The following is a 16,163-nucleotide window of genomic DNA, read 5'->3' on the forward strand; positions in this document are numbered from 1 at the left end:
ATGAAAAAAGCAATCTGGTTTTTACTTTTTGCCCTACTTTTCTTTTTGAACACACAGTTCAATACATTTCATCTGATTCCTAAAGAAAAATTTGAATATAGTAAGCTTGAAGAATCAGAAACGCTTGTCATTGGGAAAATCATGAATTCCGAACACGGAAAGATCATGGATGATGGCGGATTTACCGGAACCTATTATTTCAAAGGAAGCGGAAACGGAAGATCTATAGTTGGAAAGCAGGTTTACGAAAAGTACATCAGGAATGAAGCTCCTGAAAAAACAGCTTATGATCCGTACAAAACACAAATTGGCGGACAGGCAATTTTGTACAGTTTATTCGACAAAACTTTCGGACTTGATAATGCTATCAATCTTGAAATCTTCAGAATCTTTAATTCTCTTTCACTAAGTATTTTATTAACCTTATTTCTGTATTGGACCAGTCAAAAGTTTAATTTCAGAGTTTCGGTTATTACTTTTTTACTCCTTTTGCCTAATTATTGGCTTTTTTTATACGGAAAAAGTTCTTGGTGGTGCAATTGGGTGTATTTTCTTCCTTTTGTATATAGCCTTCTATTTTTTGAAAAAAATAAAAATCAAAGTTTCAAAAAATATATTTTTACGCTTTCTTTTCTATTCTTTTTAAAATTCTGGTTTACCGGATTTGAATTTATCACTGTCTTTTTAATATGTTCTTCAATTCCTTATATCTATTATCTTTTTGAAAATAAAATCTCATTTTACTGGAATTTCATCTGGAGGCATTTTATCATTTTAACGATCCCTTTACTGATTAATATTAGTTTTTTACTGTATCAGTTCTATCTTTTAACAGGAAATATCCAAACCGGAATTTACCATCTTAAAGATGCTTTTTTCAGAAGATCCAGCAGTGAATATTTTTACGAGAAAAGCCAAAATTACCTGACCTTATTAAAGAAGTTTCACTTGGATATTATAACCCGATATTCAGGAAATTCTTTCATTAATGAAGATCTTACATTCATAAAAGTGCCATTTGCAGTGATTCTATTGGCTGGAATTGTATGTTCAGTTTATTTATACTTAAAAAAAATTGACAGAAAATTAATTTTCACAACATGGTTCTCCATTACAGCCCCTTTCAGCTGGTTTATTCTGTTTCAGCAGCATGCACATATTCATAAACATATAGATTTTTTTATTTGGTATTGTCCATTTCTTATTTTGATAATACTTTTAATATCTTTGACGCTAAATTCCTTTTTGAAAACATTAAAATGAAAAATATCATTATTACCGGCGGAGCCGGATTCATTGGCTCTCACGTTGTAAGAGAATTTGTAAAAAACAATCCGGAAGCTACCATCATCAATCTGGATGCTCTTACCTACGCCGGAAACCTTGAAAACCTGAAAGATATCGAGAACGAACCTAACTATGTTTTCGAAAAAGCAGACATCACAAAACCTGAAGAACTAAGAGCGATCTTCGAAAAATATAATCCTGACGCAGTGGTTCATTTAGCCGCTGAAAGTCATGTAGACAGAAGTATCACAGATCCGATGGCATTCATTAATACCAATGTAAACGGAACAGCAAATCTTCTGAATCTTTGTAAAGAATTCTGGACATTGAATCCTGATCACACTCACGGAAGATTTCCTAATGAGAAAAGAACTAATCTTTTCTACCACGTTTCAACAGACGAAGTATACGGAAGCTTAGGAGAAACAGGCTTTTTTTTAGAAACGACCTCTTATGATCCTCAGTCTCCTTACTCTGCCTCTAAAGCAGCTTCAGATCATTTGGTAAGAGCCTATGGAAACACGTATGGAATGCCATTCATTGTTTCTAACTGTTCAAATAATTACGGTCCGAATCATTTTCCTGAAAAACTGATTCCGCTTTGTATCTCAAATATCATCAATGAAAAGCCGCTTCCTATTTATGGAGATGGGAAATATACAAGAGACTGGTTATTTGTAATTGATCACGCTAAAGCCATTCATCAGATTTTTAATGAGGCTAAAACCGGAGAAACTTACAATATCGGAGGTTTTAACGAATGGCAGAATATTGATTTGGTAAAAGAGCTTATCAAGCAGATGGATGAAAAATTAGGAAAACCATCAGGACATTCTGAAAAACTAATTACTTACGTAAAAGACAGACCAGGGCACGATAAGCGTTATGCTATTGATGCAACGAAGCTGAACAAAGATCTAGGCTGGAAACCGTCTGTGACTTTTGAAGAAGGATTAGGAAAAACAATTGACTGGTTCTTAGAAAATCAGGAATGGCTGGAGAATGTAACAAACGGTGATTACCAAAATTACTACGAAAAACAATATAATTAAATCTAAAATCACAATACGTTAGATGAAAGGAATTATTTTAGCAGGAGGCTCAGGAACGAGATTATATCCTCTCACCATTGCTGTGAGTAAGCAATTGATGCCGGTTTATGATAAACCCATGATTTACTATCCGTTATCCACATTGCTTTTAGCGGGAATTAAAGATATTTTGATTATCACAACCCCTCATGACCAAGCCGGTTTTATTAAACTTTTAGGAAACGGTTCACAGATCGGGTGTAACATAGAATATGTGGTTCAGCCAAGTCCGGACGGATTGGCGCAGGCTTTTATTTTGGGAGACCAGTTTATCGGAAATGATCCGGCTGCACTTGTTTTGGGTGACAATATTTTTTACGGATCCGAAATGGGTACTTTATTAAAAAACAAAACCAATCCTAATGGCGGAGTTGTTTTTGCCTACCATGTTTCAGACCCGGAAAGATATGGCGTTGTAGATTTTGATGAAGATTTCAAAGCGGTTTCGATAGAAGAAAAACCATTGAATCCTAAGTCTAATTATGCTGTTCCAGGACTTTACTTTTATGATAATGAAGTCGTTGAAATTGCAAAAAATATTCAACCTTCTCCAAGAGGTGAGCTGGAGATTACGGACATCAACAATGTGTATCTTCAAAAAGGGAAACTTGAAGTAGGCGTTCTTGACAGAGGAACTGCATGGCTTGATACCGGAACTTTCGACTCTCTTCATGATGCTTCAGAATTTGTAAGCGTAATCGAAAAAAGACAAGGCTTTAAAATAGGATGTATTGAAGAAATTGCCTGGAGAAATAAATTCATCAACGAAGAAAAACTTCTTGAAACTGCAGCTAAATATGGCAAAAGCGGTTATGGTGAATATCTTAAAGGGTTAATAAAAAAATAAACTTATAATTTTAACATTGTTAAACTATCGACTATTCGTCGATAGTTTTTTGTTATCCCAACAAATATTAATACCTTAGTTGTAACTTTTTGTTTTTAAACAAGAAGTATTTGAATAATTAAAAAACACACAAATGGATCAACCACAAAAGTGGACAGAAACAATAGAAGATAAACACTCTTTATTTAACTTAGAACTAAAAGAAGTCTGGAAGTATAAGGATCTTGTATATATGTTTGTAAAAAGAGACTTTGTTTCAGGCTTTAAGCAAACAATATTAGGCCCTATTTGGTTTTTTATCAATCCTATATTAACAACAATAGTTTATTTAATTGTTTTTGGAAAAATTGCCAAGCTACCAACAGACGGTGCACCTTCTCTTCTATTTTATCTTGCGGGCGTAACGCTTTGGAATTATTTTTCTTCCGCTTTAACGGGAACATCTTATACTTTTTCAGGCAATGCTGCTATTTTTGGAAAAGTATATTTCCCAAGACTTGTTACTCCTATTTCTATCGTTATTTCAAACCTTATGCGCTTCGGAGTACAAATGCTTTTATTTATCATTGTATGGCTATATTACTTTTCAAAAGGAGAAATACAGCCTAATTGGTGGTGGATGTTAGCTACTCCATTCCTGATCCTTTTAATGGCTGTATTTGCATTGGGAGCTGGTATGATATTTTCATCGCTTACTACAAAATATAAGGACCTTAATATGATCTTAGGGTTTGGAGTGAGTTTATATATGTATGCCACTCCAGTTATTTATCCTGCATCATCATTAACAGGTATATTCAGAAAACTAGCGTATTACAATCCTCTTTCCGGAATTTTTGAATGCTTTAAATATGCTTGGATGGGAGTAGGAAGCTTTTCTCCATTGATGTTAGGAATAAGTACAATTATAATCCTCATTATTTTTATGATTGGTCTTGTAATTTTCAATAAAGTGGAAAAAACCTTTATGGATACGGTATAAAATATTAAATAAAAAAACACATATAAAAACAATTAAATGCTTGCATTAAAAGCTGAAAACATATCAAAACAATATCGTCTCGGACAAGTAGGAACAGGCACACTTTCTCATGATCTTAATCGGTTTTGGTATAAAGTAAGGGGAAAGGAAGATCCTTATCTAAAAATAGGTGAAGCCAACGACAGAGCAACAAAAGGAAACTCAGATTATGTCTGGTCTTTACGTGATATTAATTTTGAGATAGAGGAAGGCGATGCGGTAGGAATCATTGGAAGAAACGGAGCTGGAAAATCAACTCTTTTAAAATTATTAAGTAAAGTTACAAAACCTACTACAGGAAAAATATACACTAACGGAAGAATAGCTTCTCTTTTAGAGGTAGGAACCGGTTTTCACCCTGAAATGACCGGTCGTGAAAATGTTTTTTTAAATGGGGCCATCTTAGGAATGACCCGTAAAGAAATTGCCCGAAAATTTGATGAAATCGTAGCCTTTTCAGGAGTAGAAAGATATATTGATACCCCGGTAAAAAGATATTCATCCGGAATGTATGTACGTTTAGCATTTGCTGTGGCAGCCCATTTAGAATCTGAAATCCTTATTGTAGATGAAGTGTTAGCCGTTGGTGATGCCGAATTTCAGAAAAAATGTCTTGGAAAGATGGGTGACGTTAGTAAAGGAGAAGGAAGAACTGTATTATTTGTCAGTCACGACCTCAACTCAGTCGCACAGATATGTAATACCGGAATTTTATTGAATAAAGGAAAAGTAGAGCATATAGGCACAGCAATAGACACTATTGGCACATACCTTAATGCCGAAAATGAAGACATCACCTATACAAGCGAAGGAGACAACAGCAATAAAAACATGTTTATCAATCAGATAGACGTTTTCAGAAGTAACGGAAATATTTCCAAGGAATATATGTACGATGAGCCTATCAATTTTAAATTTACGATAGGTATCAATCATAAAATTGAAAATGCCAGCTTTTTTGTCACCATTTTAGATGCAAGAAAAAGAAGAATTTTTTCCTGTGAAAGAGATTTTGTAAGTGAGGAGATGATTCTGACATTGGAACCTAATTTATTAGTAAGAGGTAAATACTCTATACATGCTTTTATCAACCAGCCCAAGATACAACAGTTAGATGTTGTAGAAGATGTTTGTAAATTTGTTGTAATTGATACAGGATCATACCTCTCAAAACATGGCGATTACGATTATGGCTCTGTTTTCGGAAAATACCATTGGACATGATGATACAAAAAATAAAAAAACTGCTAGAAATATATAAAAGAGAAAGGTACTTTGAGAACGTTCAGGATGTACAAAATCCTAAAATAGGCATCAGTCCTAAAGAAAAAAAACGTTTAATGGAATCTTCTGCATTTCAGCAGGAAACTGCAAAGGTGTTTAATTGGGATTTTACGTTTTCTCATGGCCCTTCCCTTTTGCATTCATTAGAAGAAATTTTTGGTGATGACATCTATTTATTTGACAGCGAAAATGACGCTCCATATATAATAGATTGTGGCGCCAATATTGGGGTAAGTGTACTTTATTTCCAACGGAAATATCCGAAAGCTAAAATTCTCGCATTTGAACCTGATGAAGACATTTTTAAAATTCTGGAAAAGAATATAAATACTTTTGGACATCCTACTACTGAAATTAGAAAAGAAGCAGTTTGGATTAAAGACGAAGATCTTCAGTTTTATTCAGAAGGAGGTCTTGCAGGATCTTTTGTGACAGATTTTGCAAAGAAGAACCAGATTATCACCGTAAAAGCGGTAGATCTGAAAAAATATCTGGAACAGCCTGTAGATTTCTTAAAAATTGATATTGAAGGTGCTGAAAATACCTTAATATTCGATATTGCTGATTCATTAAAAAATGTGAAAAATCTTTTTTTAGAATATCATGGTATACTGGATGAAGAACAAAATTTAGGGGAAATCCTTAATTTACTTAAGTCCAAAGGATTCGAATATTATATTCGTGTAGCAGGTGAAACCATTATTCATCCGTTTTGCAACGAAAAACCTAAATCCTTCAACCAGCAGCTCAATATATTCTGTTATAGAAAAAAATAAAATGCTTTCAATTATTATTTCAACCTATAAATCCGATTTATTTCAGCAACTTTCTCAAAATATTGCAGAAACAATCGGTAGTATAGATTATGAAATCATTCCTATTAACAATCCTGGAATTATGGGGATATGTGAAGCATATAACCTGGGAGCAGGAAAAGCAAATTTCAGCAATTTTCTTTTCCTTCATGAAGATGTAAAGTTTCATACTGAAAACTGGGGACTAATCCTGACCAATCATTTATCGGAAAAAGAAGCTGGCGTTATCGGAGTAGCTGGCTCATCTTATGTTCCAAAAACACCTTCAGGCTGGCATTTGCCCGATAACAAGTATAATTATTTAAATATTATTCAAAGAGATGCAGTCGGTAAAACCATTCATGAACAGATAAATCATACTAAAAAATCCTTAATTTTTGCTGTTGATGGAGTATTTTTAGCTGTAACCAAAAAAGTATTTGAAGAATTTAAATTCAATACTTCCCTTAAGGGTTTTCATGGTTATGATTCCGATTTCAGCTTAAGAATTAGTAAAAAGTATACTAATTATTTTGTTCCTGATATTTTGCTTGAGCATTTTTCGATAGGTAATCCGGACAAAATTTGGTTCAACAACAATATTCTTGTTCGGAAATTTGTGGGAAACAATTACAATTCCGACAAAGACATTCAATTAGAAGGCAATTTGTATATGAAATTTTTATATCAATTCTATACTTATTATCCGGCTAACATTAAAAATATATTTCTGGTCCTACGCTTTCTTCCGTTTAATCTTTCCAAAAAAAAATATTCAGAAATATTGAAATTTTTTAAAATTATAATTCGATATCCTAAAGCTTTTTACAAAGCATAAAACGCGCAATCAGCCTATTATCTTAATATTTTTTTGTAATATTAAATGTAGAAACAATACCTTATAGAATCTTACTCTGTACTTTAAATATTTTAATGAACCGGCTCGCTATCATCATTCCTTATTACAAAATAGATTTCTTTGAAGAAACCTTAAAATCTGTAGTGAATCAAACCCATACAAACTTCACGTTATATATTGGGAACGATGCAAGTCCTGATGATCCTCTTCCGCTTATTGAGAAATATTTAAAAAAGCCAGACTATCATTACTTCGAATATAAAGATAATATCGGCGGTAAAAATCTTGCCTTACAGTGGGAAAGGATTCTGGAAAATGTACAAGAAGAATGGGTACAGATTCTCGGAGATGATGATTGTATTGCACCAAATTTTGTAAAGGAATTTTATAAAATTTTACCTGTAGTAGAACAGAACAATATTACCCTCATAAAATGCGGGCAACAATGGATTGATGAAAACAACAAACTACTGGAATCCCACATTTATAATTTTGATAAAACAAAAGCATCCGAAATTTTCATAAAAAAATACAACAATGAAATCCGGAGCAGCCTTTCGGAAAATATTTACAAAACACAATTTGTAAAAACCAACAAATTTGTAAAGCTTCCGTTAGCTTGGGGAACTGATGACCTGTCTCTTTTAGACTTTTCTAAAAATGGCTATATTCAATATATCGCAAAGCATTTAGTGAGCGTAAGAATCTCTACGGAAAGTATTTCCGGTTCTGGCCAATATGAAAAATTAAAAAAATCAGCTATTCATCAATTGCAAGAAAAAATTATCTGTGAGTTTAGTAATAAACTTCCTGATGATTTCATCCAGAAAGTAATTGAGACTTATCTTAACACTAGCCATTACGAAAATACTCGCGTTAATCCAAAAGTCATATTCTATTATTTAAAAAAACTTAAAATAAAACAATTCTTAAAAACGGCTCGTAAAGTCTATTACATTAATAAAAAAGCCAGATAACTCTACTAACCTTTATATTTATTATCTTTGATACCACAAAACACAATATGTCAATCATTTCAATCATAATTCCTTGCTACAACCAAGCTCAGTATTTGGATGAATGTCTGCAGTCTGTATGGGATCAAACCTATACCGATTGGGAATGTATTATTGTAAATGATGGCTCTTTGGATCATACAGACGAGATTGTAAAAAAATGGTTGACAAAAGATGTACGGTTTCAATATTTAAAAAAAGAAAACGAAGGAGTTTCTGCCGCCAGAAATTCAGGCATTGAAAAATCTACAGGAGAATGGATTTTACCATTGGATGGAGATGATAAAATAGGTTCAAGATATTTAGAACTCGCCTCAAAAGAATTCCATAATAATATTGATATCATTTATTCTACCGGACAATACTTTGGTGAGAAAAACACCATTTTTGCTTCTGAACCATTCGATTATCAGGCTTTTCTTATGGAAAATCAGATATTTTGTACAGCTTTCTTTAAAAAGAGTGACTGGAAAAAAACTGGAGGGTATGATCCTGAAATGAAAGGAGGCTATGAAGACTGGGAATTCTGGATTCATCTTTCTGCATATAAAAATCCTCTGCGGGTAAAGCACCTTACTGAAGTTGGCTTCTTTTACAGAATTAAGCCTGCATCAAGAAATGTAGATGCCATGCAAAAAAACGATGCTTCTCTGCGGGATTATATTTATCGTAAACACCCTAAAGTATTTTACAGAAACCTGAATTCTCTTAAAGAATACTATCACGAAAATCAAAAACTAAAAAGAGAAAACCAGCATCTCAAAAATCTGGTAAACAGCAAAAGAAATATTGTGATGAATCGTATTTTAAAAATTTTCGGAAAATAAATGATGAATATTTCAGTAGCCATATGTACATATAACGGCGAAAAATATCTTGCCGAACAGTTGGAGTCAATCATACAGCAAACTGTACAACCTACAGAAATTGTTATATGTGATGATGGTTCAAAAGATGCGACTATGAAAATATTGCAATACTACAAAGAGCAATATCCCGGGATTTTTAAAATTCATATAAACGAAACCAATCTCGGATACTTCAAAAACTTTGAAAAGTCTATCTATCTTTGTTCACAGGACATTATTGTGACCAGTGATCAGGATGACATCTGGAAAGCTGAAAAACTTGAAGAAACACTCAATTTCTTTAAAAACAACGCCGATAAAGATGCTGTTTTTAACGATTTGGTTTTGGTGAATGATGATGAAACTATTTTAGAACATTCTTATCTTAACTGGAAACATATTCAATATAAGGATATCATTGATTCCGTAAAAAATGATGAGCTTTTTATTAAAGTTCAGATGCAGGGAAGCTTTATTTTAGGATGTGCGCTTGCAATCAGAAAATCAGCATTGAAAAAATATGATCTAAAAAACTTCACAGTAGCTCACGATTACGAAATAGCCCAAAAACTGAGTTTTAAAAATAAAATAGGATTTATTCCTAAAACACTTTCATTCTACCGCCAGCACGAAGATCAGGTTTGTGGTTTGCGTGAGGGAGAATTGAAAACTTCCTCAAAAATAAACGAAATAAGTCCTGAAAAAAAAGACTTTAACGAAATTGTCTGGCCGTATCTTTCGTCTCTACAAACGGCAAAAAAACTTTTTCCGCAGGAAGATATTCAAAAAACGGATTTATACTCCAAGTTTTTAAAACAAAGAAATCTTTATTTAAAGAAATTAAATTTCCTCAATAGGAAAAAATACATTTTACAATGCGTTAAACATCAGTATTTAGATCTTAAATTCACCGATATTTTCCGATATTAGCAAATCATTATGGATGTAAGTATTTGTATCACTACATATAATCACGAAAAGTATATTTCAGAATGCCTGTTGAGTGTCCTGAATCAGGACTTCAACGGAAGTTTTGAAATTGTAGTCTGTAATGATAATTCGCCTGACAATACGGAAAAAGTAATTCTTGATCTTAAAGAAACCCATCCAAAAGGCAATTGTATCCATTATTACAACAATACACCCAATTTAGGATATGTAAAAAACACGGTGCACTCTTTTAATCTTGCAAAAGGCAAATATGTAGCAGTTTTAGATGGAGATGATTATTTTATTGATCCTAAAAAACTGCAGAAACAATTTGATTTCTTAGAGCAAAATTCTGATTTTTCAGCTATTGGAGGAGATTCATTAGTGATTTATGAAGATACGGATCAGCCAGATCATTTATTTTCTCAGCATATCAATCGGGAGCTGTCTCATGAAGACCTTACAGATATTAAAATCATGCAGACGTCTACTCTATTTTTCAGAAAAAATATTCTGAAACCGGATTTCCCGACAGATATTCTTTCGGCAGATCGCTGCTTATATTTATTAGCAGGTTGTTATGGGAAAGTTAAAATCTTACCTGACACTTTAAGCTCATATCGTCAGTTTGCAGCCAGTTTATCGAAGAATGTGACGTACGAAACCATGAAAAAGGATTTTGCCATTATTCCATTTATTTTAAAATATGGTAAAAATTATGCTCCGTCTTCACTGAAAAAATATTTTTATTATACATTGATGACGTATTCTAAAAGTATTACCAGAGAGCAATTTAAAAGTGCTGCAAGAGGATATTTAATCAATAATACCCTGTCAAAATTTTCTTTCCATCCTCTAAAGCTGTATCTTGTCATAAAATGGGGACTTCATACAGTGAAACAAAAGTACAGCAGTAAGGAACAGAATAAAAGCTTTATATAACAAAACACACAACACAAATGATTATAGGAAATGGTCTCATAGCAAAATCTTTACAACATATAGACTCCGATGAAGTACTTTTTTTTGCTTCAGGTGTCTCAAATTCACTTGAAACAGAAGATTCTGAATTTCAGAGAGAATTCACTTTACTTCAAAATGCTTTAACGTCGTATCCACACTTACGCTTTTTCTATTTTTCAACTTTAAGTATTCTGGATCAGTCGAAAAAAGAAAGCCGATATGTACATCATAAAAAAGCGATGGAGGAATATATTACTAACTATTCCAATAATTATTTAATCATACGAATAGGAAACCTGATAGGAAAAGGAGGAAATCCTAATACCCTGTTCAATTTCTTTAAAAATAAAATTCTTCAAAACGACAGTTTTGAAATCCATACAGAAGCCAGACGACTGATTTTAGGAATAGAAGATCTTAGTTCTTTTATTGCAGAAATAAAAAATTATAAGCAGAATAAAGTTCTGAATTTTTCTTATCCATATTATTATAAACCGAAAGAAATTGTTTCTGCCTTAGAAACAGAAATTGGAAAAAAATCTTCTCATAAAGAAATTAACGATGGTGATTTTTACACCGTAGAATTCTGTGAAGAAGCAACAGATTATTTTAAAGAAAAAGAACCTAACGATTATCTGAAAGAGTTGGTTAAAAAATATTTATAAACTATGCCGAAAGTCTTCGTTATTATCGTCACCTACAACGCCATGAAATGGGCCGAAAAATGTTTTAGCAGTCTAAAATCATCTTCTGTTCCCGTTACATGCATTGTAATAGATAATGGTTCAACAGACGGCACGCAAAACTTCATTCAGAATCATTTTCCAGAAGTAGACTTCATTCAATCAGAACACAATTTGGGATTTGGAAAGGCCAATAATATTGGAATAGAAAAAGCCTATAAGAACGGAGCCGATTTTGTTTATCTGATGAATCAGGATGCATGGATCTATCCGGACAGTTTGGAAAAATTAGTAAATATTTATCAAAAGCATGCTAATCAAAAGGAAATAGGAATCTTAAGCCCCATGCATTTGGATGGCAGCGAACAACTTCTTGATATTTTCTTAGATAAATATATCGCTCACAATTTTGAAAAAACCCGATTAATTTCTGATCTGTATTTTCAAAAGCTAAAGCCATTTTATGAAATGAACTTTATCAACGCCGCTCATTGGATGATTCCCAGAAATACCATTGAAACCGTAGGAGGATTCAATCCTTATTTTTTTCATTACGGCGAAGATATTGAGTACGTAAACAGAGTTCATTTTCATCAAAAGAAAATCCTTCTTGTCCCCGACAGCAAAGTCGTGCACGATGGAAAGCAAAACCTGAAAAAAGTAGATCCTAAAAAATATGAAGACCTTAGTATTGAAACCAAAATGATTAATCCTAATCTTCCGGATGCTATCATTTTTGAAAAAAAATCTTTACGAAAAAGCATTCTAAAAAACCTTCTGACAGGAAATACATCCGAATACAAAACTTTACTCGAGAAATACAGAAAAATTTCAAAAGAAGAAAAAAAACTTTCTGAAATTAGGACTCAAGTACAACAAATTGGCTTAACTTTTATAAATGTATAAATTTGATATATTGTCAAAATATATCTGCATATAAAAAAATAAAAATGTCACTGATCACAAGAATTAAAAATAAAATAAAGCTTCAGAACCATTCGGGAGACAATTATTATTGCCCCTTCTGTGGCTACACATCCAGAGATTTAGAGGTTGTAGGTCATGATCTTCCGGTTCTAAGAGAAAAAGAAGTCGTTGGAGGTGGAAGAAGAGCAGCAGGATGCTATCAATGTCATTCCAGAGATCGTGAAAGATTATTGTATGCTTTTATCATTGAAGAACTCAAACTTCCAAAGAATAAAAACAGCAGCATCTTACATATTGCTCCGGAACCTAAATTATCCAATGTTCTTCTGAAACAGGATTTCAATGAATATATCTGTGGCGATCTGTTTACACCGGGCTATACTTACCCTGCTCATGTACAAAACATGAACGTACTTGATCTGCCGTTTGAAGACAATCATTTTGATTTGATCATCTGTAACCACGTTTTAGAACATATTCCTGAAGATATTAAAGCAATGAAGGAGCTACAACGCGTTTTAAAACCCGGAGGAAAAGCCATTTTACAGGTTCCTATTTCAAAAAATACAAGGGAGACTGTAGAAGATTTCACTATTTCTGATCCTAAAAAGAGAGAAGAGCTTTTCGGTCAGTTCGACCATGTAAGAATTTATGGTCAGGATTATGTACAGCGTTTAGAAAGCGCAGGATTTATTGTTCACAGAATCAATATTTCTGAAACTTATACAAGAATGGGGGTAAATCCTTTAGAAGATTTATTCTACTGTGAAAAACCTCCCCTATCCGTTTAATGAAGAAAAAAAATAAAATATGTGTGGAATAGCCGGAATCGTTACCAAAAATGCTGAAAATTACTCTGAAATCATTCAGAAAATGACGGATGCAATTGCGCATCGTGGTCCAGATTCTGCCCATCATGAATATTTCGAAAATACAATATTGGGCCATAGAAGACTCTCCATCATTGATCTTTCAGAAAATGGGAAACAACCCATGTTTTCCAATTCAAAAAACGAATGCATTGTTTTAAATGGTGAAATTTACGGTTATCAGGCTATCAAAAAACAATACTGTGAATATCCTTACCAAGGTGGATCTGATACGGAAGTAATTCTCGCTATGTATCAGAGAAAAAAAGAACAGCTTATTCATGATCTTCCCGGAATGTTTGCTTTTGCCATTTGGGACAATGAGAAGCAACAGCTTTTCTGTGCCAGAGACCGTTTTGGTGAAAAACCATTTTATTATGCCTATGGTAAAAATGGTGAATTTATCTTTGCTTCCGAAATCAAAGCTATTCTTGCAAGCGGACTCATTGATCCTCAAATAAGTCAGGAAGCACTCTCCCATTATCTTCAATATGGCTATGTAAGTACCTATCAAAGTATTTACAGTAATATCTATGCTCTTCCTCCTGCTCATCAGTTAATCTGGAAAGAAGGAAAAATTGAGATTTCAAGATATTACAGCCTTCCGAAAAAAGACCGTGTTTTGAGTCTTTCAGAAGCTAAAGAAGAATTTACCTACCTATTAAGATCAGCGATCGAGAAACAGCTTATTGCCGACGTTGAAGTCGGAAGCTTTCTGAGCGGAGGTCTGGATTCTTCATCTGTTGTTGCCATGGTCAATGAGTTTTTACCTCATCAAACTACCATCAGCTTTGGATATGATCATGAAGACAGTGAGCTTAAATACGCAAAAGAAATTGCAGAAAAATACAATACCAGACATATTGAAATTCACGAGAAGAAAGAAGATCTCGTTTCAGGAATTCTGAAAGTAGCTCCTTTTCTGGATGAGCCTTTTGCAGACCGTTCCTGTGTTCCGCATTTTGAGATCTGTAAAAGTGCAAGAAAAAACCTGAAAGTTGTTCTTTCCGGAGATGTAGGTGATGAATTATTTGGTGGCTATAGCTTCTATAAGGTAGAACATGAAATGAAAAAACATTTCAGCTATCAAAATATTCTCGCACAATTTGGGCAAAAATTATATAAAAACGTAAAGCAGATTTCCTACATTTCACAAAAAAACATTCAATACGGTTCTATTCTGGATTTTCATCAGAATGAGGTAAGGAATTTCTTTGACAACAGTGAAAGAGCCTCTTTAGGAATTACTCAAAATTATCAGCAACCTTACAGTTTTGAAGCAGATAAAAATTCTCTGAATGACATTATGCGAACCGATCTTGAGAAATTTGTCCCCGGAAATATGCTGGTAAAATCAGACCGCATGGCAATGGCTAATTCTTTAGAAGTACGAACTCCGTTTTTAGATATTGATTTCGCCGAATTCTGTATTCAGCTTCCGGATCAGCTTAAAATAAATTCGGAGAACGATAAAATCATTTTAAGAGAATCAATGAGTTCTTACTGGACAGAAACCATTAGAAACAGGAACAAACAAGGTTTTGGGCTTGGAATTGAAAACTGGTTTGAAGAAGAAAGTCTACTCAAATTCTCCGATGAATTATTAAAAGATAAGAACCAAAAGGTTTTTAATTACATTGATTTTAAAGCAGCACAAAAGTTTCAGGATAAAGGCCAAAAGCACTGGAACCTTCTTCAGCTGGCTTTATGGGCATCTCAACATTCTAAATTTTTGTAAATGGCTCTTAGTATCTCTGTTATTATGCCCGTTTACAATGCAGCACAATTTTTAGAAAAGTCTGTACATTCTGCTCTTCAATTTGAAGAAGTACAGGAAATTCTTCTGATAGAAGATGCTTCTACAGATCATTCTCTTTCTATCTGTGAAAAACTTATCACCGAAGATTCCCGTATAAAATTGCATCAGCATCCTGACAAAGGAAATCACGGAGCAGGAGCAACCAGAAATTTAGGTCTTGAAAAAGCACAAAGTGAGTTTATTGCTTTTTTAGATTCTGATGATTACTATCTTCCGAACCGTTTTGAGGCTGAAAAAATGATGTTCAACAATCCTAATATTGAAGGTGTTTTCGGAGCAATCGGCGTTGAATATTTAAGTGAAAAAGGAAAAGAGGAATTTCAGAATAAATTTAAGAATACAACACTTACTACTGTTAATTACAACGCCGAAGGAGAAGAAGTATTTAAAGGACTTCTGGGTTTAACGACTAAACCTTTCGGTACTTTTTTTCATCTGAATACATTAACGATAAGAAGGTCTGTTCTTCAAAAATACAATTTGAAGTTCAACGAAAAACTTCGTGTACATCAGGATTCGGATTTTATTATAAAACTGGCTCATTCATGTTATTTAAAATCCGGAATTATTGATCAGGCCATCGCAATACGCGGAGTGCATGATGATAACAGGATTACCAAAATAAAGCCTTATTCAAAAAAGTTTTACCAGAATAATTTGCTTCTTCACCAATCGTTATATGAATGGAGCATTGCCGAAAAGCTTAATTCACTCTATTCAAAGAGAATACAGTTGAATTATCTCAGCTTTAAAATTGCTAATGAAACGGGGTTAAAAAAATATATTTCCTATTGCATCAATTGCCTGAAATATCCTGAGCTTTTGAAAACAAGATACCGTTTCCATGCATTAATGAAACCCACCATATAAATACAGAATTTTATATTTACCAATAAAAACACATCAAGTAAAATTAATTATTGTA

The 16,163-nt window shown here is 33.3% G+C and carries 16 protein-coding genes; all 16 read left to right on the forward strand.

Annotated features, from left to right (window positions below; genetic code table 11):
- The 16 genes from JI747_RS06495 (at position 1) to JI747_RS06570 (ending at position 16,108) form a co-directional block, all read left to right on the forward strand.
- A complete protein-coding gene (locus JI747_RS06495) occupies positions 1-1,263 on the forward strand; it encodes a hypothetical protein (protein WP_225687105.1) in 1,263 nt (420 codons plus the stop codon).
- Positions 1,260-2,339, forward strand: a complete 1,080-nt coding sequence (gene rfbB / locus JI747_RS06500) for a dTDP-glucose 4,6-dehydratase (protein WP_225687106.1) — start codon at positions 1,260-1,262, stop codon at positions 2,337-2,339. The genes JI747_RS06495 and rfbB overlap by 4 nt, the downstream gene beginning before the upstream one ends.
- A 22-nt stretch (positions 2,340-2,361) precedes the next feature.
- Positions 2,362-3,225 carry a glucose-1-phosphate thymidylyltransferase RfbA gene (rfbA, locus tag JI747_RS06505; RefSeq protein ID WP_225687108.1) on the forward strand — a complete coding sequence of 288 codons (864 nt, stop codon included), beginning with the start codon at positions 2,362-2,364 and terminating at the stop codon, positions 3,223-3,225.
- A 133-nt stretch (positions 3,226-3,358) separates the two neighbouring features.
- A complete protein-coding gene (locus tag JI747_RS06510; protein ID WP_225687109.1) occupies positions 3,359-4,207 on the forward strand; it encodes an ABC transporter permease in 849 nt (282 codons plus the stop codon).
- A 36-nt stretch (positions 4,208-4,243) separates the two neighbouring features.
- On the forward strand, positions 4,244-5,470 hold the full coding sequence (locus tag JI747_RS06515; protein ID WP_225687110.1) for an ABC transporter ATP-binding protein: 1,227 nt from the start codon (positions 4,244-4,246) through the stop codon (positions 5,468-5,470).
- A complete protein-coding gene (locus JI747_RS06520; RefSeq protein ID WP_225687111.1) occupies positions 5,467-6,306 on the forward strand; it encodes an FkbM family methyltransferase in 840 nt (279 codons plus the stop codon). Before JI747_RS06515 ends, JI747_RS06520 begins: the two co-directional genes overlap by 4 nt.
- A 1-nt stretch (position 6,307) precedes the next feature.
- Entirely contained in the window at positions 6,308-7,162 is an 855-nt protein-coding gene (locus tag JI747_RS06525) for a glycosyltransferase (protein WP_225687112.1), read from the forward strand.
- 95 nt (positions 7,163-7,257) lie between these two features.
- Complete coding sequence (locus JI747_RS06530) at positions 7,258-8,160, forward strand: glycosyltransferase family 2 protein (protein ID WP_225687113.1); 903 nt, start codon at positions 7,258-7,260, stop codon at positions 8,158-8,160.
- A 47-nt stretch (positions 8,161-8,207) separates the two neighbouring features.
- Complete coding sequence (locus JI747_RS06535) at positions 8,208-9,026, forward strand: glycosyltransferase family 2 protein (RefSeq protein ID WP_225687114.1); 819 nt, start codon at positions 8,208-8,210, stop codon at positions 9,024-9,026.
- Positions 9,027-9,977, forward strand: a complete 951-nt coding sequence (locus tag JI747_RS06540) for a glycosyltransferase (RefSeq protein ID WP_225687115.1) — start codon at positions 9,027-9,029, stop codon at positions 9,975-9,977.
- 9 nt (positions 9,978-9,986) lie between these two features.
- Positions 9,987-10,919: a glycosyltransferase family 2 protein gene (locus JI747_RS06545; RefSeq protein ID WP_225687118.1), complete on the forward strand. Its 933-nt coding sequence runs from the start codon at positions 9,987-9,989 to the stop codon at positions 10,917-10,919.
- 17 nt (positions 10,920-10,936) lie between these two features.
- Complete coding sequence (locus JI747_RS06550; RefSeq protein WP_225687119.1) at positions 10,937-11,605, forward strand: NAD-dependent epimerase/dehydratase family protein; 669 nt, start codon at positions 10,937-10,939, stop codon at positions 11,603-11,605.
- Between the two features lie 3 nt (positions 11,606-11,608).
- Complete coding sequence (locus JI747_RS06555) at positions 11,609-12,529, forward strand: glycosyltransferase family 2 protein (RefSeq protein ID WP_225687120.1); 921 nt, start codon at positions 11,609-11,611, stop codon at positions 12,527-12,529.
- A 44-nt stretch (positions 12,530-12,573) separates the two neighbouring features.
- Positions 12,574-13,341: a class I SAM-dependent methyltransferase gene (locus tag JI747_RS06560; protein WP_225687121.1), complete on the forward strand. Its 768-nt coding sequence runs from the start codon at positions 12,574-12,576 to the stop codon at positions 13,339-13,341.
- Between the two features lie 19 nt (positions 13,342-13,360).
- Complete coding sequence (gene asnB, locus JI747_RS06565) at positions 13,361-15,157, forward strand: asparagine synthase (glutamine-hydrolyzing) (RefSeq protein ID WP_225687122.1); 1,797 nt, start codon at positions 13,361-13,363, stop codon at positions 15,155-15,157.
- Positions 15,158-16,108, forward strand: a complete 951-nt coding sequence (locus tag JI747_RS06570; protein WP_225687123.1) for a glycosyltransferase family 2 protein — start codon at positions 15,158-15,160, stop codon at positions 16,106-16,108.
- The last annotated feature ends 55 nt before the right edge of the window (positions 16,109-16,163 follow it).

The organism is Chryseobacterium tagetis (genome assembly GCF_016735585.2).
Classification (GTDB): Bacteria; Bacteroidota; Bacteroidia; order Flavobacteriales; family Weeksellaceae; genus Chryseobacterium; species Chryseobacterium tagetis.

Excerpts from the sequence above, each read along its gene's own strand:
- rfbB (WP_225687106.1), top strand. The coding sequence starts at position 1,260 with ATGAAAAATATCATTATTACCGGCGGAGCCGGATTCATTGGCTCTCAC.
- asnB (WP_225687122.1), top strand. The coding sequence starts at position 13,361 with ATGTGTGGAATAGCCGGAATCGTTACCAAAAATGCTGAAAATTACTCT.
- JI747_RS06560 (WP_225687121.1), top strand. The coding sequence starts at position 12,574 with ATGTCACTGATCACAAGAATTAAAAATAAAATAAAGCTTCAGAACCAT.
- JI747_RS06510 (WP_225687109.1), top strand. The coding sequence starts at position 3,359 with ATGGATCAACCACAAAAGTGGACAGAAACAATAGAAGATAAACACTCT.
- JI747_RS06530 (WP_225687113.1), top strand. The coding sequence starts at position 7,258 with ATGAACCGGCTCGCTATCATCATTCCTTATTACAAAATAGATTTCTTT.
- JI747_RS06570 (WP_225687123.1), top strand. The coding sequence starts at position 15,158 with ATGGCTCTTAGTATCTCTGTTATTATGCCCGTTTACAATGCAGCACAA.
- JI747_RS06495 (WP_225687105.1), top strand. The coding sequence starts at position 1 with ATGAAAAAAGCAATCTGGTTTTTACTTTTTGCCCTACTTTTCTTTTTG.
- rfbA (WP_225687108.1), top strand. The coding sequence starts at position 2,362 with ATGAAAGGAATTATTTTAGCAGGAGGCTCAGGAACGAGATTATATCCT.
- JI747_RS06520 (WP_225687111.1), top strand. The coding sequence starts at position 5,467 with ATGATGATACAAAAAATAAAAAAACTGCTAGAAATATATAAAAGAGAA.
- JI747_RS06525 (WP_225687112.1), top strand. The coding sequence starts at position 6,308 with ATGCTTTCAATTATTATTTCAACCTATAAATCCGATTTATTTCAGCAA.
- JI747_RS06555 (WP_225687120.1), top strand. The coding sequence starts at position 11,609 with ATGCCGAAAGTCTTCGTTATTATCGTCACCTACAACGCCATGAAATGG.
- JI747_RS06550 (WP_225687119.1), top strand. The coding sequence starts at position 10,937 with ATGATTATAGGAAATGGTCTCATAGCAAAATCTTTACAACATATAGAC.
- JI747_RS06535 (WP_225687114.1), top strand. The coding sequence starts at position 8,208 with ATGTCAATCATTTCAATCATAATTCCTTGCTACAACCAAGCTCAGTAT.
- JI747_RS06540 (WP_225687115.1), top strand. The coding sequence starts at position 9,027 with ATGATGAATATTTCAGTAGCCATATGTACATATAACGGCGAAAAATAT.
- JI747_RS06545 (WP_225687118.1), top strand. The coding sequence starts at position 9,987 with ATGGATGTAAGTATTTGTATCACTACATATAATCACGAAAAGTATATT.
- JI747_RS06515 (WP_225687110.1), top strand. The coding sequence starts at position 4,244 with ATGCTTGCATTAAAAGCTGAAAACATATCAAAACAATATCGTCTCGGA.